This is a genomic window from Amycolatopsis ponsaeliensis, assembly GCF_030182635.1.
Classification (GTDB): Bacteria; Actinomycetota; Actinomycetes; order Mycobacteriales; family Pseudonocardiaceae; genus Amycolatopsis; species Amycolatopsis ponsaeliensis.
The window spans coordinates 1-18,538 of record NZ_JAPZLD010000095.1; the positions used below are offsets into that span (position 1 = coordinate 1).

General features: G+C 69.6%; 19 protein-coding genes. 7 read left to right on the forward strand and 12 right to left on the reverse strand.

Annotation, left to right across the window (positions count from 1 at the left end; all coding sequences use genetic code 11):
- Positions 1-170 precede the first annotated feature (170 nt).
- The 6 genes from QQ657_RS55405 to QQ657_RS55430 form a co-directional block, all read right to left on the reverse strand.
- Positions 171-1,352: an ABC transporter ATP-binding protein gene (locus tag QQ657_RS55405; protein WP_284750546.1), complete on the reverse strand. Its 1,182-nt coding sequence runs from the start codon at positions 1,350-1,352 to the stop codon at positions 171-173.
- A gap of 2 nt (positions 1,353-1,354) precedes the next feature.
- Entirely contained in the window at positions 1,355-2,194 is an 840-nt protein-coding gene (locus QQ657_RS55410) for a carbohydrate ABC transporter permease (protein ID WP_284750547.1), read from the reverse strand.
- Positions 2,194-3,165, reverse strand: a complete 972-nt coding sequence (locus QQ657_RS55415; protein ID WP_284750548.1) for a carbohydrate ABC transporter permease — start codon at positions 3,163-3,165, stop codon at positions 2,194-2,196. The genes QQ657_RS55410 and QQ657_RS55415 overlap by 1 nt, the downstream gene beginning before the upstream one ends.
- Positions 3,162-4,484, reverse strand: a complete 1,323-nt coding sequence (locus QQ657_RS55420) for an ABC transporter substrate-binding protein (RefSeq protein ID WP_284750549.1) — start codon at positions 4,482-4,484, stop codon at positions 3,162-3,164. Before QQ657_RS55420 ends, QQ657_RS55415 begins: the two co-directional genes overlap by 4 nt.
- A 255-nt stretch (positions 4,485-4,739) precedes the next feature.
- Positions 4,740-5,264, reverse strand: coding sequence for a YflT domain-containing protein (locus QQ657_RS55425; RefSeq protein WP_284750564.1), 525 nt, complete (start codon positions 5,262-5,264; stop codon positions 4,740-4,742).
- Between the two features lie 120 nt (positions 5,265-5,384).
- The gene (locus QQ657_RS55430; protein ID WP_284750550.1) at positions 5,385-6,581 is read right to left on the reverse strand and encodes an acyl-CoA dehydrogenase family protein; all 1,197 of its coding nucleotides are present in this window, start codon (positions 6,579-6,581) and stop codon (positions 5,385-5,387) included.
- Positions 6,582-6,721: 140 nt separating this feature from the next.
- On the opposite strand from QQ657_RS55430, the gene QQ657_RS55435 reads away from it, so the two are divergent.
- Positions 6,722-7,114: a DUF4190 domain-containing protein gene (locus QQ657_RS55435; RefSeq protein WP_284750551.1), complete on the forward strand. Its 393-nt coding sequence runs from the start codon at positions 6,722-6,724 to the stop codon at positions 7,112-7,114.
- Between the two features lie 41 nt (positions 7,115-7,155).
- Positions 7,156-7,803: a DUF4190 domain-containing protein gene (locus QQ657_RS55440; protein ID WP_284750552.1), complete on the forward strand. Its 648-nt coding sequence runs from the start codon at positions 7,156-7,158 to the stop codon at positions 7,801-7,803.
- On the opposite strand, the gene QQ657_RS55445 is transcribed toward QQ657_RS55440, so the two are convergent.
- The gene (locus tag QQ657_RS55445) at positions 7,800-8,702 is read right to left on the reverse strand and encodes a slipin family protein (protein ID WP_284750553.1); all 903 of its coding nucleotides are present in this window, start codon (positions 8,700-8,702) and stop codon (positions 7,800-7,802) included. The two genes, QQ657_RS55440 and QQ657_RS55445, sit on opposite strands and share 4 nt — an antisense overlap.
- 93 nt (positions 8,703-8,795) lie before the next feature.
- Between QQ657_RS55445 and QQ657_RS55450 the strand changes: the two genes are divergently transcribed.
- From QQ657_RS55450 to QQ657_RS55465, 4 genes are read left to right on the forward strand one after another with little or no spacing between them, the layout of a single operon-like run.
- A complete protein-coding gene (locus QQ657_RS55450; RefSeq protein ID WP_284750554.1) occupies positions 8,796-9,707 on the forward strand; it encodes an aminoglycoside phosphotransferase family protein in 912 nt (303 codons plus the stop codon).
- A gap of 10 nt (positions 9,708-9,717) precedes the next feature.
- On the forward strand, positions 9,718-11,019 hold the full coding sequence (locus QQ657_RS55455; protein WP_284750555.1) for a magnesium transporter MgtE N-terminal domain-containing protein: 1,302 nt from the start codon (positions 9,718-9,720) through the stop codon (positions 11,017-11,019).
- Positions 11,012-11,521 carry a DUF1003 domain-containing protein gene (locus tag QQ657_RS55460; protein WP_284750556.1) on the forward strand — a complete coding sequence of 170 codons (510 nt, stop codon included), beginning with the start codon at positions 11,012-11,014 and terminating at the stop codon, positions 11,519-11,521. The genes QQ657_RS55455 and QQ657_RS55460 overlap by 8 nt, the downstream gene beginning before the upstream one ends.
- A gap of 10 nt (positions 11,522-11,531) precedes the next feature.
- Positions 11,532-12,677: an Mrp/NBP35 family ATP-binding protein gene (locus QQ657_RS55465; protein ID WP_284750557.1), complete on the forward strand. Its 1,146-nt coding sequence runs from the start codon at positions 11,532-11,534 to the stop codon at positions 12,675-12,677.
- 6 nt (positions 12,678-12,683) lie between these two features.
- Here QQ657_RS55465 and QQ657_RS55470 read toward each other — a convergent pair whose 3' ends face one another.
- The 5 genes from QQ657_RS55470 to sigE all read right to left on the reverse strand — a co-directional run bounded on the left by QQ657_RS55470 (position 12,684) and on the right by sigE (position 17,470).
- On the reverse strand, positions 12,684-13,733 hold the full coding sequence (locus QQ657_RS55470; RefSeq protein WP_284750558.1) for a hypothetical protein: 1,050 nt from the start codon (positions 13,731-13,733) through the stop codon (positions 12,684-12,686).
- 151 nt (positions 13,734-13,884) lie between these two features.
- Entirely contained in the window at positions 13,885-14,328 is a 444-nt protein-coding gene (gene tatB / locus QQ657_RS55475) for a Sec-independent protein translocase protein TatB (RefSeq protein WP_284750559.1), read from the reverse strand.
- Positions 14,329-14,404: 76 nt separating this feature from the next.
- The gene (locus QQ657_RS55480; protein ID WP_284750560.1) at positions 14,405-15,922 is read right to left on the reverse strand and encodes a S1C family serine protease; all 1,518 of its coding nucleotides are present in this window, start codon (positions 15,920-15,922) and stop codon (positions 14,405-14,407) included.
- A gap of 298 nt (positions 15,923-16,220) precedes the next feature.
- On the reverse strand, positions 16,221-16,874 hold the full coding sequence (locus tag QQ657_RS55485; protein WP_284750561.1) for an anti-sigma factor family protein: 654 nt from the start codon (positions 16,872-16,874) through the stop codon (positions 16,221-16,223).
- Positions 16,871-17,470, reverse strand: coding sequence for an RNA polymerase sigma factor SigE (sigE, locus tag QQ657_RS55490; protein ID WP_434056877.1), 600 nt, complete (start codon positions 17,468-17,470; stop codon positions 16,871-16,873). The genes QQ657_RS55485 and sigE overlap by 4 nt, the downstream gene beginning before the upstream one ends.
- Before the next feature lie 211 nt (positions 17,471-17,681).
- Here sigE and QQ657_RS55495 point away from each other — a divergent pair, with 211 nt between their 5' ends.
- Positions 17,682-18,326: an O-methyltransferase gene (locus tag QQ657_RS55495; RefSeq protein ID WP_284750563.1), complete on the forward strand. Its 645-nt coding sequence runs from the start codon at positions 17,682-17,684 to the stop codon at positions 18,324-18,326.
- The last annotated feature ends 212 nt before the right edge of the window (positions 18,327-18,538 follow it).

Consider the following 18,538-nt stretch of genomic DNA (forward strand, 5'->3'; position numbering starts at 1 on the left):
GCCGTTCCCCGATCACTTGGTTGCTGACCTTCGACAAGCCAGAAACTAAGCCGGACAACGGCGTGCGCCTTCATGCCACGCTCAACCACCCACACATCGGTACGAAGAGCCCGTTAAGGCCACCTTACGGGCGTCTGACGCCCGTAAGGTGGCCTTAACGGCACGCTGCCTCAGTCCTCGTAGGTGAGGTTCTTGCCGTTGGACGGGTCGAACAGCTTGATCTTGTCCGCGTCGTACCAGACCTCGAGGTCCGCGTTCTCCGTCGCGGACGACTCCGCCGACAGGCGGGCCACGATCTGGGACTCCGAGCCCGGGACGTCGGCCGAACCGCTGTCCGCGGCCAGCTCGGCGAGCTCGGCGGACGTCGCCGACTCGCCTTCCAGCGTGAAGTGCGCGTACTTCTCCGAACCCATCGACTCGAGCACGTCGATGTGCGCGGTGAACGTGCCGCCGCCGGACTTCTGCCCGGCTTCGACGAGCGCCGCGTCCTCGAAGTGCTCCGGCCGGATGCCGACCAGCACCTCACGCGGTGCGTCCGCCTTCTCCACCAGCTGGCGGATCCGGTCGGTGAGCGGCGTGGTGCCCAGCGGGCTGCGCAGCTCGTTGTTCTCCAGCGTGGCCGGCACGAAGTTCATCGACGGCGAGCCGATGAACCCCGCGACGAACAGGTTGGCCGGGTTGTCATAGAGGAACTGCGGTGAGCCGATCTGCTGCACGAAACCGCCGCGCAGCACCACGACCCGGTCGCCCAGGGTCATGGCCTCGGTCTGGTCGTGCGTGACGTACAGCGTCGTCGTGCCGAGCTGCTTCTGGATCTTCGACACCGACGTCCGCATCTGGCCGCGGAGCTTGGCGTCCAGGTTGGACAGTGGCTCGTCCATCAGGAACGCCTTCGGGTTCCGGACGATCGCCCGGCCCATCGCGACGCGCTGCCGCTGGCCACCGGAGAGGTTGGCCGGCTTGCGGTCCAGGTGCGCGGTCAGGTCGAGGATCGTCGCCGCTTCCTCCACCTTCGCCCGCACCGTCTTGTCGTCGACCTTGGCCAGCCGCAGCGGGAAGGCCATGTTCTCCCGCACGCTCATGTGCGGGTAGAGCGCGTAGGACTGGAACACCATCGCGATGTCCCGGTCCTTCGGGGCCTTCTCGTTGACGCGCTTGCCGTCGATGCGCAGCTCGCCGGAGGAGATGTCCTCCAGGCCCGCCACCATGTTCAGCATGGTCGACTTCCCGCAGCCGGACGGCCCGACCAGCACGAGGAACTCGCCGTCGGCGATGGTGATGTCCACTTCGGACACCGCGAGCGCGCCGTCGGGGTACTTCTTCGACACCTTGTCGAGGACGATTTCTGCCATGACTACCCCTTCACCGCACCGGAGGTCAGCCCCGCCACGATGCGACGCTGGAAGAACAACACGAACACAATGATCGGGATGGTGATGACGACCGCGGCCGCGCTCACCTGCCCGGTCGGGTCCTCGAACTGCGAGGACCCGGTGAAGAACGACAGCGCCGCCGGCACCGTGCGCGACGCCGTGGTCGACGTCAGCGAGATGGCGAACAGGAAGTCGTTCCAGCAGAAGATGAACACCAGGATCGCGGTGGTGAACACGCCCGGCGCGGCCAGCGGCGCGATCACCTTCCGGAACGCCTGGGCCGGCGTGGCGCCGTCCATCTTCGCCGCTTTTTCCAGTTCCCACGGGATTTCCCGGAAGAACGCCGACAGCGTGTAGATCGAGAGCGGCAGCGCGAACGTGATGTAGGGCAGGATCAGCCCCGGCCACGTGTCGAACAGCGCCAGGTTCCGCTCGATGTTGAACAGCGGGGTCACCAGCGACACCTGCGGGAACATCGCGATCAGCAGGGAGAGCCCGACCAGCAGCTGCTTGCCGGGGAAGTCCAGCCGGGCGATGGCGTAGGCGGCCATGGTGCCCAGCGTCACCGCGATCACCGTGGAGATGATCGCGATGCCGATCGAGTTGACCAGCGCCAGCAGGAACTCCGACGTCTGGAAGATGTCCGCGTAGTTCTGCCAGGTCCACGACTGCGGGATGAAGTACCCGTCGGTCAGCGTGTCCTTGGTCTTGAACGACAGCGAAACGACCCAGAGCACCGGGACCAGCGCGAACACCAGCACGAGGATGTCGACCAGGCCCCACCTGACTTTGCGGCCCGTCGTGACGGTTCCCATCACCATCAGCGCTTACCCCCGTCGTCCGAACCCGGTGCGGCCGTGCCGAACACCTTGATGAAGATGAAGGCGATGATCGCCACGGTGATGAAGATCAGCACCGCCATCGTCGACCCGATCCCGAGGTTCAACCCCTTGACCAGGTTGTCGTAGGTCTGCATGGACACCGAGCCGGTGTCCTGCGCGCCACCGGTGAGCACGTAGATGTTGTCGAAGATCCGGAAGGCGTCGAGCGTGCGGAACAGCAGCGCCACCAGGATCGCCGGCTTCATCACCGGCAGCATCACCTTCGTGAACCGCTGCCACGCGCTCGCGCCGTCCATCGACGCGGCCTTGAGCAGGTCGTCCGGTACCAGCGCGAGGCCGGCCATCAGCAGCAGCGCCATGAACGGCGTGGTCTTCCACACCTCGGCGAGGATGATGATGAACATCGACGGCCACTGGTCGGTCAGCGGCGCGCCGTCGGAGGCGAGCCAGTTCGCGAGGTAGCCGGTCTTCGGCGTCCACGCGTAGTACCACGAGAACGCCGCGACGACCGTGACGATGCCGTACGGGATCAGGGCGACCGTGCGGACCAGGCCGCGTCCGACGAGCGTCCGGTGCATGACCAGCGCCAGCGCCATGCCGAGGACGAACTCGATCGCCACCGACACCACGGTCAGGAACATCGTGGTACCGAACGCCGTCCACCAGTACGAGTTGCTCAGCACGGCCCCGTAGTTGTCGAGGCCGACGAACTCCTGCTGGGCGGGGAACCTCAGGTCGTACCGCTGCAGCGACAGCCAGATCGAGTAGACGATCGGGTAGCCGGTGACCGCGATCATCACGAAGAACGCGGGCGCGCACAGCCAGAGCCCGAGCTTCCGCTCGGCCTTCTTCCCTTCGGAAAGGGCGGTTTTGCCCTTCTTGTGGGACGCCGCCTCCTTGGCGACCGTGGCCCCGGAGGTGTCCGCCGGGGTCGAGTCCTGGACGGTCACGGGATCACTCCCTTCGACTGGAGCGCGTCGTTGAGCTGCTCGCGCAGCTTGGCCGCGGTGGCCTGCGGGTCGATTTCACCCGGCGGGGAAAGGACTTTCGACATCACGGTCGACATGTTCTGGTACGCCGGGGTCAGCGGCCGCACGGCCGAGTCCTTGATGGCGTCGATGATCGAGTCGCGCATCGGGTACTTGAGCGCCATGTTCGGGTTGTCGGCGCTCGCCGGCTTCGACGGGTCGAGCGGCGTGTCGTTGTGGTACACCGATTCGATGGTCGGCGGCACCCCGTCGTTGATCGCCGAGAACTTCTGGTTCTCCGCGTTGCGCAGGCACAGCGCCGCCTCGAACGCCTCGGGCTTGTGCTGCGACAGCGAGCTGACGCCGAGGTCGTAGCCACCGATCGTGGTCTTGGCCGGCGTGCCGGCCTGCGCCTCGGGGTAGACGGCCCACTTGAAGTGCGAGACGTCCTGCGGCTTTTCCTTGGCGTAGGAGGCGTAGACGAACGGCCAGTTGAGCTCGAACGCGGCGTCACCGCGCTGGAACGTCTGGCGGACGTCGTCCTCCTTCGAGTTGGTCAGCGACGGGTCGGTGATGCCCGAGGAAGCGATCTGCTTCAGCAGGGCGAGGGCCTTCACCGCGCCGTCGTCCAGGACGACGGACTTGCCGTCCTCGGACAGGATGTGCCCGCCCATCGACTCCACGAGCGTGTTGTAGAAGACGACGAGGCCTTCGTACTGGGCGCCGGTGAAGACGATGCTGTAGGGCTTGCCGCGTTGTTTCAGGTCCTTCGACGTCTGGATCATCTCGTCCCACGTCTTCGGCGGCGTGGGCGTGATGCGGTCGTCGTACCAGAGCAGCTGGACGTTGGTGTTCTTCGTGGCCGCGTAGAGCTTCCCGTTGTAGGTCGCCGTTTCCAGCGGTCCCTGCAGGACGCCCTCGGTCGCCGCGGCCTTGTTCTGGTCCTTCCACTCCTCGACCCAGCCGGCTTCGGCGAACTCCGAAACCCAGGTCACGTCGAGGCCCAGGACGTCCATCGCGGTGTCCCCGGCGGCGAGCCGCCGGGCCATCTGCAGGCGCTGGTCGTCCGCGCCGCGCTGGAGCTTGTTGTAGACGATTTCGTACTTGCCGTTCGCCGCCGCGTTGCAGTTGTCGACGACTTTCTGGAAGCTGTCTTCGGGCGCGTAGTAGACGTTGATCTTGAGCCCGCCGCTCGATCCGCAACCGGCCAGCATGCCGGTCACCAATGCCCCTGCCCCCAGCAGGACCGCGGTACGGCCGGGCGAGCGCCCCCGTTTGCCCGCGCCGATCCTCTTCCCCATAAGGCCTCCTCACCCGCGTGCACGCCGGATACCGCGGTGCCCGGTGGGCACCACAGCGCGATGAGGCGAACCGCGCCAGCACCCCGACGTGCTAGTGCTCGGGCGGCCACGCTGGTAGGGCGCGGCCGCCTGACTGGTGTCGGACAACTTATGCCGGGCGATCACACCCCGCAAGCAGTATCGGTAACGATTCAGCCCACTGCAGACTGAACTGTGATTTTCCCCTGGTATTGGCGGGATTTTCCAGGGTTTCTTTCAGATGTTCGCGGACGGCGGCTTGAGCGCCAGCTTGGCCAGCAGCTCCCGGGCCCGCTCGGCCGAGCGCGGCTGGCACAGGACGTCGTAGCGGCCGGCGACCAGCTGGCTCGCCGAGGAGAACTCCCGCCGCCCGCGCGACATGCTGTACCCGATGGCGGCGAACACCAGCCCGGAGAGGATGCCCAGCACGATCCCGGTGAGCACCTGCAGCGCGAAGCCCTGGTTGACGAACAGCGCGAGCATCAGCCCGGCGAACAGGCCGAACCAGGCCCCCGAGAAGGCGCCGGTGGCGAGCACCCGGCCCCAGCTGAGCTTCGCGATGACGCGTTCGACGAGCATGAGGTCCACGCCGACGATCGTGACGTCGCTGACGGCGAACTCGCCGTCCGCCAGGAAGTCGACGGCCTGCTGCGCCTCGCCGTAGGTCGCGTACGACCCGATCGGCCAGCCGGTCGGCGGGGTCGGCAAGCGTGGCAGGTTGCCGGGCGGCCGGTTCCCGCCGAAGGGACTACTCACCATCATCACCTGCGCACTCGTGGGTCTTGGGCGTCCATCTTGTCAAGAACACCCGGACCGTGCGAGCCGCTTACCCCGAAAGGCCGGGCGCCGATTGTCGCTGTATCGACAATCGGCGCCTTTTCGTCACGAGCGGGACTTGTACTCGCGCAGCAGGCCGCGGCTGATGATGGTCTTCTGGATCTCGCTCGTGCCCTCGCCGATCAGCAGGAACGGGGCCTCGCGCATCAGCCGCTCGATCTCGTACTCCTTCGAGTACCCGTAGCCGCCGTGGATCCGGAACGAGTCCTGGGTGACTTCGGCGCAGTACTCCGACGCGATCAGCTTCGCCATCCCGGCCTCGACGTCGTTGCGCTCGCCCGAGTCCTTGAGCCGGGCCGCGTTCACCATCATCAGGTGGGCCGCCTCGACCTTGGTCGCCATCTCGGCCAGCTTGAACGCCACGGCCTGGTGCTCGGCGATCGCCTTGCCGAACGTCTTGCGCTGCTGGGCGTACTCGACGGCCAGCTCGAACGCCCGGATCGCGATGCCGCACGCCCGCGCCGCGACGTTCACGCGGCCGACCTCGACACCGTCCATCATGTACGCGAAGCCCTTGCCGGGCGCCTCGCCGAGGACCATGTCGGCGCCGATCTTGTAGCCGTCGAAGACCGCTTCGGTCGTGTCGACGCCCTTGTAGCCCATCTTGTCGATCTTGCCGGGGATGGTCAGCCCCGGCGCCACCTCGCCGAAGCCCTCGGGCTTCTCCACGAGGAACGTCGTCAGGTTCTGGTGGGGCTTCTCGGCGCCCTCGTCGGTCTTGACGAGCAGCGCGATGAGGTTCGACGAGCCGCCGTTGGTCAGCCACATCTTCGAGCCGTCGATGACGTAGCCGTCGTCGGTCTTCTTCGCCCTGGTCTTGATGGCGGCGACGTCCGAACCGAGGTCCGGCTCCGACATCGAGAACGAGCCGCGCACCTCGCCGGTCGCCATCCGCGGCAGGAAGTGCTGCTTCTGCGCCTCGGTGCCGTGGCGGGCGATCATGTGAGCCACGATGAAGTGGGTGTTGATCACGCCGGACACGCTCATCCAGCCGCGCGCGATCTCCTCGACGACCAGCGCGTAGGTCAGCAGCGACTCGCCGAGCCCGCCGTACTCCTCCGGGATGGTGATCCCGAACAGGCCCATCTCCTTCATGCCCTCGACGATGTCCGCCGGGTAGGTGTCGGCGTGCTCGAGCTCCTGGGCGTGCGGGATGACCTCCTTGTCCACGAACGAGCGGACGGTCGCGAGGATCTCCGACTGCACGTCGGTCAGGCCGGCGGTCTGGGCGAGACGGGCCATCACGGCTCCCTTTCCGGGTAGGACGCCGGCTCCCGGCGCTGGGTTACCGGTGAGTATGACCCGAAAGCCCCAACCCTGCTATGAGGGCGCTCACGCTCACCCTGATCAGCACCGTAAAGTGCTTCGGGAGGGGAGAAACCATGACTTATCCGCAGGACCCGAACAATCCGTACGGCCAGCAGCCGCCCTCGGGTGGCTACCAGCAGCCCGGGTACGGCCAGCAGTACCCGAGCGGCGGTTTCCCGCAGTACCCGCCGCAGTACCCGGGCGGGATGCAGCGCCCGCCGGAAGGGCCCGGCCTCGCCATCGGCGGGCTGATCTGCTCGATCCTCGGCATCTTCCTCTGCGTCCTCGTGACCATCGCGGGCATCGTGATGGGGCACATCGCCCTCGCGAAGGCCAAGCGCGGCGAGGCGGAGGGCCAGGGCGTCGCGCTGGCGGCGGTCATCGTGGGGTACGTCGGGATCGGGCTCAACATCCTGCTGGCGGTCTTGATCTTCGGGTTCGGCTTCGCGCACGAGCTCTTCCGCTGACCGGCTAAGTTGGGCTCCAGCACGCACCGAGGGGACCCGCCATGACCGACCCGTCCGGGGACAAGGACCGTCCGGCCGCCGATCCGGCCGTGTCGTACGACCCGCCGCCCACCGCGGAGCCGGCGCCGTACACACCGGAGAACTACGACCCGCCGGCGGGTGACAGCACGGTCGCCGACACGACGGTCGCGGACACCACGATCGCCGACACCCCGGCCGCGCACCAGCCCGCTCCGGAGCAGCCTGCCCCGGAGCCGCCCGGGCAGCTGCCGCCCGGCGCGTTCGAGGCTCCCGCCGCGCACATCCCCGGCACGCCGTACGTCGCGCCGGGGCAGCCGCAGCCGACGTACGCGTACCAGTACCAGCAGCCGTACGCGCAGCCCTACGGCCAGCCGTACGGCGGCCCGGCGCCCTACGTCCAGCCGCCGTACGTCCCGGTCGCGCGCCGGCCGGACAACGCGCTGGCGATCGGCGCGCTGGTCTGCTCGATCCTCGGCTTCTGCTCCGGCATCACCGCGATCGCCGGGCTGATCATGGGCCACATCGCGCTGAGCAAGACGAACCGCGGCGAAGCGGGCGGCCGCGGCCTGGCCACGGGCGCCGTGATCGTCGGCTACGTCGTGATCGCGCTGTGGGTCGGCTTCTTCACCACCCTGATCATCCTGGGCGCGAACGGCCAGCTGAACTAGTCGGCGGGGAGCACCGCGTCGCCGGGGCTGCGCGGCGACGGCGTCGCGTGGCCGTTCGCCTCCGGCTTGGCGTCCGTGATCTCGAGCTCCGGCTGGGGCTCGGGCACCTCGGGCGCGGCCGCGGGAGCAGGCGCCGGCGCTGTGGGCCTCGGCGTCTGCGCGTCGAGGAACCGCAGCAGCTCCACCGGGAACGGCAGCACCAGCGTCGAGTTCTTCTCCGACGACACCTGCACGACGGTCTCGAGCAGCCGCAGCTGCAGCGCCGCCGGGGTGTCGGCCATCTGCGCGGCGGCCTGCGAAAGCTTGTACGACGCCTGCAGCTCACCGTCGGCGGAGATGACGCGCGCGCGCCGTTCCCGCTCCGCCTCGGCCTGCCGCGACATCGAGCGCTTCATCGCCTCCGGCAGCGCGACGTCCTTGATCTCGACGCGGTCGATGTGGATGCCCCAGTCCAGCGCCGGGCTGTCGATCATCAGCTCCAGGCCCTCGTTGAGGCGTTCGCGGTTGGAGAGCAGGTCGTCGAGGTCGCTCTTGCCGATGATCGAGCGCAGTGACGTCTGCGCGACCTGGCCGACGGCCGCCCGGTAGTCCTGGACGTTGACCGCCGCGACGACCGGGTCGATGACCTTGAAGTAGACGACCGCGTCGACCCGGACGGTGACGTTGTCCCGGGTGATGCCGTCCTGGGCGGGCACCGGCATGGTCACGATCTGCATGTTGACCTTCTGCATCCGGTCCACGAACGGCACCAGCAGCGTCAGGCCGGGCTCCGAGACCCGGGCCCGCACCCGGCCGAACCGGAAGACCAGCCCTCGTTCGTACTGCCGCACGACGCGCACACCGGCCGCGAGCCAGGCTCCGCCCGCGACGACCACCGCGCTGAGGATCTCCACCACCATGGCTGCTCCCGGGGTTGCGTATTTCCCCTGAAAACCCAGCGTACGCCCGTGCCGACCAGGACGAAACGCGCTGGACGAGCCGCCCAGACTGGGGTGGTGAACGATCTCCGCGTCCCGCCGCTGTTCGCCGGCCGGGCACCCCGCGTGCTCGGTCCGGAGGCCGTCCCGTGGCTGGCCGCCCTGCCGGACCTCGCCGCCCGCTACGCCCGCGAGTGGGGCCTGACGTTCGAGGGCGAGGCGATGCACGGCTACGTCGGCGTCGTGCAGCCCGCGCGGCTCGCCGACGGCACGCCGGTGGTGCTGAAACTCGGCTGGCGCGACGAAGAGTCCGCCGACGAGCCGCTCGCACTGTCCACATGGGCCGGCCGGGGTGCGGTGCTGCTGCTGGAGTCCGCGCCCGGGGACGGCGTCCTGCTGCTCGAGCGGCTCGACGCCGGGCGCACCCTCGACGACCTCCCGCTGCGCGAGGCGATCCCGCTCCTCGGCGAGCTGGCCCAGCGCCTCGCCGTCCCCGCTCCGCCGCGGCTGGCCAGGAGCGTGCGCGCCGAAGCCGAAAGCCTCGCCGACGAGCTGCCCGGCCGCTGGGCCGAGCTCGGCGAGCCGTTCGAAAAGCGGCTGGTCGACGACGCCGTCGCGGTCTGCCGCGAGTTCGGGCCGTCCGCGGGCGGGCTGCTGGTGAACGAGGACCTGCACTTCCAGAACGTCCTGGCCGGCACGCGGGAGCCGTGGCTGGTCATCGACCCGAAGCCACTGTCCGGCGACCTCGAATGGGGCGTCATCCCGTTGTTCTGGAACCGCTTCACCGAGTCCACACTGGACGAACGGTTCGCCCTGATCGTCGCTTCACTGGAGCTTGACGCCGAGAAGGCGCGGGCCTGGACGCTCGTGCGGGCGGTGCAGAACTGGCTCTGGATGGTCGAAGACCTCGAAGAGTTCGAAGAAGACAGCGACGACCCCGCGTTCGTCACCGTGCCGGAGATCGCTGCTTGGGCGGCCAGCCGATAGTGTCAGCGGCATGGCCGCGGTCAACAGGGTTTTCGCAGCTCAGCTGTCCGGTTTACCGGTGTTCGGGCCGGATGGCGAGTCCATCGGCCGAGTCCGTGACCTGGTGGCGGGCCTGCGTCTCGACGCGCAGCCGCCGCGGATCCTCGGCGTGGTCGTCGAGCTGACCACGCGGCGGCGGGTCTTCGTGCCGATGCTGCGCGTCACCTCGATCGAACCGAGCGCCGTGACGCTCGCCACCGGCTCGGTCAACATGCGCCAGTTCAACCAGCGCCCCAACGAGGTCCTCGTGCTCGGCCAGCTGCTCGACGCGCACGCGGCGCTGGCCGGGTCCGACACGCGGATCACCGTCGTCGACGCCGCGATGGAGCCGACCCGCACGCGCGACTGGGTGCTGGCGAAGCTCGCCATCCGGGAGCGGCGCGCCGGGCTGGGGCGCCGCCGGTCGGCCATGCAGGTGCTGCGGTGGGAGGAGGTCTCCGGCCTGGGGCTCGCCGACCTGGCGAAGCAGCCGCAGGGCGCGGGCCAGCTGCTCATGCTGTTCGACACGATGCGGTCGGTCGACGTCGCCGCGACCGTCCGCGACCTGCCGCTCAAGCGCCGGCACGAGGTCGCCGACGCGATGGACGACGAGCGCCTCGCCGACGTCCTCGAGGAGCTGCCGGACGACGACCAGAAGGAGCTGCTGTCCTACCTCGCCGAGGAGCGCGCGGCCGACATCCTCGAGGCGATGAACCCGGACGACGCCGCCGACCTGCTCGCCGAGCTCGCCCCCGCGGAGCAGAGCCGGCTGCTGGAGCTGATGGAGCCGGAGGAGTCCGCGCCGGTCAAGCGGCTGCTGGCCTACTCGTCCGATACCGCGGGCGGCCTGATGACCCCCGAGCCGGTGGTGCTCACGCCCGACACGACGATCGCCGAGGCACTGGCCCACATCCGCAACGCCGAGCTGCCGCCCGCGCTGGCCAGCATGGTGTTCGTCTGCCGCCCGCCGACCGCGACGCCGACCGGGCGCTTCGTCGGCGTCGTGCACTTCCAGCGGCTGCTGCGCGAGCCGCCGGCCGAGCTCGTGGCGAGCGCCGTCGACACCGGCTTGGCGGCGCTGCGGCCCAACGCGACGCTGGCCGAGGTCACGCGGTACTTCGCCGCCTACAACCTGACCTGCGGCCCGGTCGTCGACGCCGAGGACCACCTGCTCGGCGCGGTCACCGTGGACGACGTGCTCGACCACCTGCTGCCCGAGGACTGGCGCGAAACCGGCCTGCACGACACCACCGGCGAGACCGGCGAACACCTGGAGGAGGCGGACCGTGCCTGAACTGACGTCCGGACGGCGGCTGGACCAGCCGCGCAGCCAGAGCCGGTTCAAGCTGAACATCGACCCGGACACCTTCGGCAGGCTCACCGAGCGCGTCGCCCGGTTCCTCGGCACCGGGAAGTACCTGTTCTGGCAGACGCTGCTGGTGATCATCTGGATCGTGCTGAACCTGTTCGCGGTGTCGCTGCAGTGGGACCCGTACCCGTTCATCCTGCTCAACCTGGCCTTTTCGACGCAGGCGGCGTACGCGGCGCCGTTGATCCTGCTCGCGCAGAACCGGCAGGACGACCGCGACCGCGTCTCGCTGGACGAGGACCGGAACCGGGCCGCGCAGACGAAGGCCGACACCGAGTACCTGGCCCGGGAGCTGGCGGCGCTGCGGCTGGCGGTCGGCGAGGTGGCGACGCGGGACTACCTGCGCAGCGAGCTGGACCGGCTGCGGGAGGACCTCGACGTCCAGCCCAGGAAGGCCAAGCCCAACCGCACTCCTACCGGGTCGTAACATCGACGGGGTGACCAGCACTCAGCAGCTCCCCAGCGTCGACGACGTCCGCAGCGCGCTGAAGAGCGTGCAAGATCCCGAGATCCACAAACCCATCACGGACCTGGGGATGGTGAAGGACGTCGTCGTCGGCGAAGACGGCGTCGTCACGGTCGGGATCTACCTGACGGTGGCGGGCTGCCCGCTGAAGGCGACGCTGACCAACGACACGAAGGAAGCCGTCGCGAAGCTCCCTGGCGTCGCCGACGTGCGCGTCGAGCTGGACGTCATGAGTGACGAACAACGCTCCGAGCTGCGCAAGTCGCTGCGCGGGGACGCCGCTGAGCCGGTCATCCCGTTCGCACAGCCGGGCTCGATGACGCGGGTGTACTGCGTGGCCTCGGGCAAGGGCGGCGTCGGCAAGTCGTCGGTCACGGTGAACCTGGCCGCGGCGATGGCCCAGCGCGGGCTCTCGGTCGGCGTCGTCGACGCGGACATCTACGGCCACTCGATCCCCCGCATGCTGGGCACGCACGAGAAGCCGACCAAGGTCGACACGATGATCATGCCGCCGCAGGCGCACGGCGTGAAGGTCATCTCGATCGGCATGTTCACCCCGGGCAACACACCGGTGGTGTGGCGCGGGCCGATGCTGCACCGCGCGCTGCAGCAGTTCCTGGCCGACGTCTTCTGGGGCGACCTCGACATCCTGCTGCTGGACCTGCCGCCGGGCACCGGCGACATCGCGATCTCGGTGGCCCAGCTGATCCCGAACGCGGAGATCCTGGTCGTCACCACCCCGCAGCAGGCCGCGGCCGAGGTGGCCGAGCGGGCCGGCGCGATCGCGCTGCAGACGCGTCAGCGCGTTGCCGGCGTCATCGAGAACATGTCGTGGCTGGAGCAGGAAGACGGCTCCCGCCTGGAGATCTTCGGCTCGGGCGGCGGGCAGGCGGTGGCCGACTCGCTGACGAAGTCGATCGGCTCCGAGGTGCCGCTGCTGGGCCAGGTGCCGCTGGACCCGCGCCTGCGCGAGCAGGGCGACGCGGGGACGCCGCTGGTGCTGTCCGCGCCGGACGCGCCGGCGTCGGTGGTGCTGAAGGAGACGGCGAAGAAGCTGACGGTCCGGGCGCGCGGCCTGGCCGGGATGATGCTGAACGTCACCCCGGCCGGCCGCTGACCTTTCCTAGGAGCAGCGCCAGACATAGGCGGTCGAGTGCTGCGTGGCGGAGTCGTAGCGGAAGCCGCCCGCGGTGCCGTCGTCCCCGATGACCACGGGGAGGTCGGCCTTGAGGTCACCGAACTTCGAGACGAAGGCGCCCTGGTCCCAGACGCCGTAGCCGGTACCGGCCGCGTCGTTGCCACCGTTCGCTTCGTCGATCCGGCCGGTGATCAGGCCGTTCGCGTTGATCGTGAAGCCCGGGTTGCCGTTGGACAGGTTGTAGCTGGACTTCGGCAGGACGTGGGCCGCGTGCTGCTGGTCCCAGTAGACACCGACCTTCTTGCCGTTGTAGACGCCGTAGCCGACGACGCGGCCGTTCTTGATGGCGTCGGGCGAGGCGTTTTCAAGGCCCGGCAGGGTGCCCAGGTGGGTCAGCGTCCCGTCGCGCCAGATGTCCCCGTTGTTCAGCGCGATCGAGCCGTCGGTGTCGACCGCGGCGATGCCCGACGGCAGGCCGGTCAGCAGCGTCACGGTGCCCGGCTGGGCGGCGGGCCAGCGGACCGGGGTCGTGCCCGAGCCGTTCTGCTTGCGCACGACGCCGACGACGTCGCCGGAGTCGGTGATGCCGAGGGCGCTCGAGAGCGTGTAGCCCGCGGGCAGCTGGCTCGAGGTCGGGAAGGGCAGCTGCACGAGGGTGCCGCCGGAGCTCTTGAAGGCCTTCTGGAAGAAGAAGCCGGACCCGAAGAGCGAGTAGCTCGCGGTCCCGGCGACGGCGCCCGAGCGGTTCTCGGCGGTCACGGCGGCGCCGGCGGTCCCCGCCGTGCCGAGGTCGGTGTAGGTCCCGCCGGTCCAGGAAGCGGCGCGGCGGGTCTCACCGAACTCGTCGGTCGGCAGTGTCCAGCCGGCGAAGTTGCCGTGGTCATCGGTCGCGGTCACTTGCGCGCTGACCGAGGTGCCCGCGCCGAGAGCGGTGGGCTTCCAGGTGCAGGCGGCTTCGGTGGCGGCTTCCGCAACTTGGCCGGATCCCAGCAGGCCTGCCGCGAGCAGCACGCAGCCCAGTGATCTGAGTTTCATCTCTCTCCCCTTCGTGTGCGGGCGGCGGACAGCCGCCCCCACTCGAACGTAGGAGTGAAACGATCATGCGGTCAGGACCCGGCGCGGGGACTAGGGAAATCCCCGGAAACCGTGCGCAAACGGGTGCCGATTTAGTCCACAGTGGACCAGGTCAGGTGGCATCCGGGTCGATCGGCGGGCGCTCCCCCGGCTTGAGCGGCTCCGGCTGCTTGGCCTGGCCGGCCAGGTAGCCGTTCGAGCCGTTGGTCCCATTCGTCCCGTTGGAACCGTTGCCGCCGCCCAGGTTCGGGCTGCCGTTGGTGATGCCCTTGAGGCCGAGCGGGTCCGCGTCGCCGTCGAACAGGTGCTGCGTCACCACCCGCTTCGGGTCGAAGTTGCGCAGCCCGCGCAGGTCTTCGAGGGGCTTGCGGAGCTGGTCGAACTCCGGGCCCATTTCCTCGCGGAGCTGTTCCCGCGCGCCGGTGGCGAAGTCGCGGACCTTCTTCACGCTCTTCGCCATCCAGGACGCCGCTTCGGGAAGCCGTTCCGGGCCGAGGATGAAGAGACCGGCGATGATGAGGACGAGGATTTCCCCCCATCCGACACTGTCGAACACCGTCTACCTCCGCTCGGAACCTGCTCGCCCAGGGTACCCGCCCCGGCCCGCGCTCCGGCAGGCCGAACGCGGGAACTCAGTCGGAAGCCAGGGTTACGTCGACGACGAAGCTGGCGCCGTCCCGGACCAGCTGAACCGGGACGACCTGACCGACGTCGTGGGCGCGCACCGCGACCGTCATCTCGGCGGAGTCCCGCACCAGGCGGCCGCCGATCTTCGTGATGACGTCGCCCTCCTTGATGCCGGCGTTCGCGGCCGGCCCGCCGGGTGCGACGTTCTTGACCTGCGCGCCCATGGTGGACGAGCCGGCGACGGTCGAGGAGGCGTTGATGCCGATGTCCGCGTGCTGGACCTTGCCGTCCTTGATCAGCGCCTTCGCGATCTTGACGGCGTAGTCGCTGGGGATGGCGAAGCCGATGCCGATGCTGCCGCCGTCCGCGCCGGAGGAGCGGATCGAGGAGTTGATCCCGACGAGCGCGCCGGTGGCGTCGACGAGCGCGCCGCCCGAGTTGCCGTGGTTGATGGCGGCGTCGGTCTGGATGGCTTCGTAGGTGACCGGCGGGGCGCCGTTGTCGCCGCCGGCGGTGATCGGCCGGTTGAGGGCGCTGACGATGCCGGCGGTCACGGAGTTCTGCAGCGCGAGCGGCGAGCCGATGGCCATCACGGTGTCACCGACCTGCAGGTCCGAGGACTTGCCGATCTGCAGGACGGTCGGGTTGGTGACGTTGACCTTGACGACGGCGAGGTCGGTCTTCTGGTCGGAGCCGACGAGCTTGGCCTCGGTGCGGGTGCCGTCGATGAAGATGGCGGTGACCTTGACGCCGGGGTCGGCGCTCGCGGATGAGATGACGTGCTCGTTGGTGAGGATGTAGCCCTGCGGGTCGATCATGACGCCGGAGCCCTGCTCACCGGAGTCGGCCCCGGGCTTGAAGACCTCGAGCGAGACGACGGCGGGCGCGACGCGCTTGGCGATCTCGGCGACCGAGCCGGCGGGGCGTTCCTTGGCGGCCTCGGCTTCGGAGATGGTGGCGGAGCCGGTGAGCTCGTTCCCGGTGTCGGCAACCCACCAGCCGACGAGCCCCCCGACGGCCCCGACGAGCAGCGCGACGACGCCGAGCAGGCCGAGCGCCTTCGGCTGCACGCGCCGTCCGAAGAGCACTTCGGGCAGGCTGAGCAGGGCACCGGGCGGCCGTTTGGCGGGCTTTTCCTCGTCTTCGGCGGGCATCGCGGGCCCGGCGAGAACGGCACCGGCACCCGGATCACGCCAGGGATCGCTGGTGCTGTTCCACAGGGGCGGCTCGGCTTCTTTCGGGTCCCCGGTGGCTTCACGAGGCCGTTCGAGCAGCACGCCTTCGGCCCCGGGCGGCCGCCGGAAGGCTTCGGCGAGCGACTCGGGAGCGGGCGGCACGAGCCGGACACCATTGGATTTCTGCGGGGAGTAGAGCTGGTCGAACGCACCATCGACCCCACTGGGCCGCCCGAAGACGGCGGCCTGAGCCGGATCGACGGCGGGCCGCGCGAGCGGCCGCGGACCCAGCCGGTCGGCATCACGCGCGCCGGGCTGCTCGGGATTCACGTTCGGCTCGGTCATCATTCCCCGGTGCAGAAGATCAGGTGGCTGGGCGTGACGATACCCAAGCCCAGTGCTCCGAGTCTGCCGGTACGTCAGTGAAATGGCTGTTGCTTGGACGGGGTTGTCCCCAGGGGCGGGGCAATGTGGACAAACGGGGGCCTCAGGCGCTGATCAGGCGTTTCCGTCGGGGGTGGGCGATAGACTGGGCTTGGGGTCGCCCCCTGGGACGGGCGGGGCGCTACCGGCCGTCTGCATCAGCCCTACATGACGAAGGCCGCCACGAGGAAATCCTCATGGCGGCCTTCGCGGGAAACAAGTCTCAGCGGATCCCCGCCGGCACCGCGACAGGCGTCGTGCTCGCCGGGGTCGATGCGGGCACCACCGGCTGCGGCACCGCCATCTGAGCCGGCAGCAGGTTCGCCTGCTGTGGCACCCCGCCCCCGTTCTCCGGGCTGCCGTCGCCGCTGTCCGCGGTCGTCCCCACCAGCGCCAGCGCGCTCAGCACCAGCCCGGACACCACCACGCCCGCCCCCTGCGCGGCGCGGCGCTTAAGCCGGCCGCCGCCGAGGACGTTCGGTGACTGGCCCAGTGGCGCCGATGATCCCAACGGCGCGACACCACCCAGGACACCCGAGTCCCGCAGCCCCGCCACCCGGTCCGGGCGCTGGACCGCGACCAGCTGACCGTCGGCCGTGATGGCCAGGTTGTCCGGCGCGCTCGGGAGGTCCGTGTGCTCCGGGATCGACTGCAGGCTCGCCAGGAACCCCGCCGACATCGACGGCGCCCCGGCGCGGCGGATCGCGTCCACCGTCTGGCGCTGGGCGCGCACTTCGGAGGCGCACGCCGCGCAGCGCGTGATGTGCGACGCCGCGCGGTCGCGGGCGCCGTGTGAGAGCTCCCCGTCGACGAACGCCACCACGGCGTCCGGCAACAGGTGCGATTCGGGGAGTCCCCAGCCTCGGGGTGCGGTCATACCGACACCTTCGCAGACTCCGAAGCGTGAGCGCGCCGACGCTCGAGCGACGCCCGCAGCGCCTGCCGCCCGCGGTGGATCCGGCTGCGGACGGTGCCCAGCTTCACACCGAGCGTCGCGCCGATCTCCTCGTACGAGAGCCCTTCGACGTCACACAGCACCACGGCCGCGCGGAACTCCGGCGGCAGCTCGTCGAGCGCCGCCTGCAGGTCCGGGTCCAGGTGGGTGTCGGAGAAGACCTGCTCGGGGCTCGGGTCGTCGCCCACGATGCGGTCGGTGTCCTCCGGCAGGCCTTCCATCCGCACCCGGGAGCGGCGGCGGGCCATGTCGAGGAACAGGTTGGTGGTGATGCGGTGCAGCCAGCCCTCGAACGTGCCGGGCTTGTAGGACGCCAGAGACCGGAAGACCCGGATGAAGGTCTCCTGGGTGAGGTCCTCGGCGTCGTGGGTGTTGCCGGTCAGGCGGTAGGCGAGCCGGTAGACCCGGTCGCTGTGCTCGCGGACGACCTCGTCCCAGGACGGCGGCGTCCAGGCCGCTTCGTCCAGGGACACGGGCTGAGCCGCGTCGGCGTCGTTATCGGCAACGGCGTTCTGCATCGCGGGAGCAGGCACCTCCATCTGTGTTCTCCTGTCTGCTCCACCCAACGCGGGCTGTCGCCACGGTGTTCCCCGCGGCCTCGGATTTCAGTCTCTCGGGACTCCTTATGGTTCTAGTGAGACTGGACTGAGAGCAGGCTGAGAACTTCTTCCGGGGTGCTTACCAGGGAGCCTGCGCGGATTTATCGACAACCAACGCTAACCTCCGTGCGTGAACACGCCCACCCCTGCGGCCGCACCGGCCGACTCCGGGTTCGTCGACGGGTACCTGCCCGACGACGAGGTGCTGTCTTCGGCGCGCGCACGGGCCGATGACCTGGGCTGCAGCTCGCTGAGCGCGGGCGCGGGCGCGACCCTGCGCTTCCTGGCCGCGACGCTGCGCGCGAAGGCCGTCGTCGAGGTCGGCACGGGCGCCGGGGTGAGCGGGCTGAGCCTGCTGCGCGGCATGGCGCCCGACGGCATCCTGACCTCGATCGACGTCGAGCCGGAGTACCAGCGGGCAGCGCGCCTGACGTTCCGCGAGGCCGGCTACGCACCGGGCCGGACGCGGCTGATCGTCGGCCGCGCCCTGGACGTCCTCCAGCGGCTCACGCCGGGCGGCTACGACCTGGTGTTCGTCGACTCAGCACATATCGAGTACCCGGGCTGCTACGAGCTGGGCGTGTCGCTGCTGCGGCGCGGCGGGATCATCGCGTTCCACAACGTGCTGGCCGGCGGGCGGGTGATCGACCCGTCCCACCGCGACCCGGAGACGCTGGCACTGCGCGAGGTGGCGAGGGCGTTCCGGGAGGACGACCGCCTGGTCCCGGCCCTGTTGCCGGTGGGTGGCGGACTGCTGGTCGCGGCCGCGATCTGAGCACCTGTCCACAGGCACGCCGGGCTGTGGACAACTCGCCCTTCGCGGCGGGTTGTGTCGGGGGCCGCCGGTAGACTGGAGCGGGGACGCCCCCCAGGGACGGCGGTTTCTAGCGGTCGTTGCAACATTGCTGTTGGTGGGCGGTGTTGAGTAACTGTGTCACGCGTTCGGCTGGGCTGTCCCAGCCGAGGGTCATCCGGGGGCGGTCGTTG

Bases quoted from the DNA above. Each gene is read 5' to 3' on its own strand.
- QQ657_RS55405 (WP_284750546.1), bottom strand. From the start codon at position 1,352: ATGGCAGAAATCGTCCTCGACAAGGTGTCGAAGAAGTACCCCGACGGC.
- QQ657_RS55470 (WP_284750558.1), bottom strand. From the start codon at position 13,733: ATGAAACTCAGATCACTGGGCTGCGTGCTGCTCGCGGCAGGCCTGCTG.
- QQ657_RS55445 (WP_284750553.1), bottom strand. From the start codon at position 8,702: ATGGTGGTGGAGATCCTCAGCGCGGTGGTCGTCGCGGGCGGAGCCTGG.
- QQ657_RS55420 (WP_284750549.1), bottom strand. From the start codon at position 4,484: ATGGGGAAGAGGATCGGCGCGGGCAAACGGGGGCGCTCGCCCGGCCGT.
- QQ657_RS55455 (WP_284750555.1), top strand. From the start codon at position 9,718: ATGGCCGCGGTCAACAGGGTTTTCGCAGCTCAGCTGTCCGGTTTACCG.
- QQ657_RS55410 (WP_284750547.1), bottom strand. From the start codon at position 2,194: ATGGTGATGGGAACCGTCACGACGGGCCGCAAAGTCAGGTGGGGCCTG.
- QQ657_RS55440 (WP_284750552.1), top strand. From the start codon at position 7,156: ATGACCGACCCGTCCGGGGACAAGGACCGTCCGGCCGCCGATCCGGCC.
- QQ657_RS55430 (WP_284750550.1), bottom strand. From the start codon at position 6,581: ATGGCCCGTCTCGCCCAGACCGCCGGCCTGACCGACGTGCAGTCGGAG.
- QQ657_RS55485 (WP_284750561.1), bottom strand. From the start codon at position 16,874: ATGACCGCACCCCGAGGCTGGGGACTCCCCGAATCGCACCTGTTGCCG.
- QQ657_RS55425 (WP_284750564.1), bottom strand. From the start codon at position 5,264: ATGATGGTGAGTAGTCCCTTCGGCGGGAACCGGCCGCCCGGCAACCTG.
- QQ657_RS55435 (WP_284750551.1), top strand. From the start codon at position 6,722: ATGACTTATCCGCAGGACCCGAACAATCCGTACGGCCAGCAGCCGCCC.
- sigE (WP_434056877.1), bottom strand. From the start codon at position 17,470: ATGCAGAACGCCGTTGCCGATAACGACGCCGACGCGGCTCAGCCCGTG.
- QQ657_RS55480 (WP_284750560.1), bottom strand. From the start codon at position 15,922: ATGATGACCGAGCCGAACGTGAATCCCGAGCAGCCCGGCGCGCGTGAT.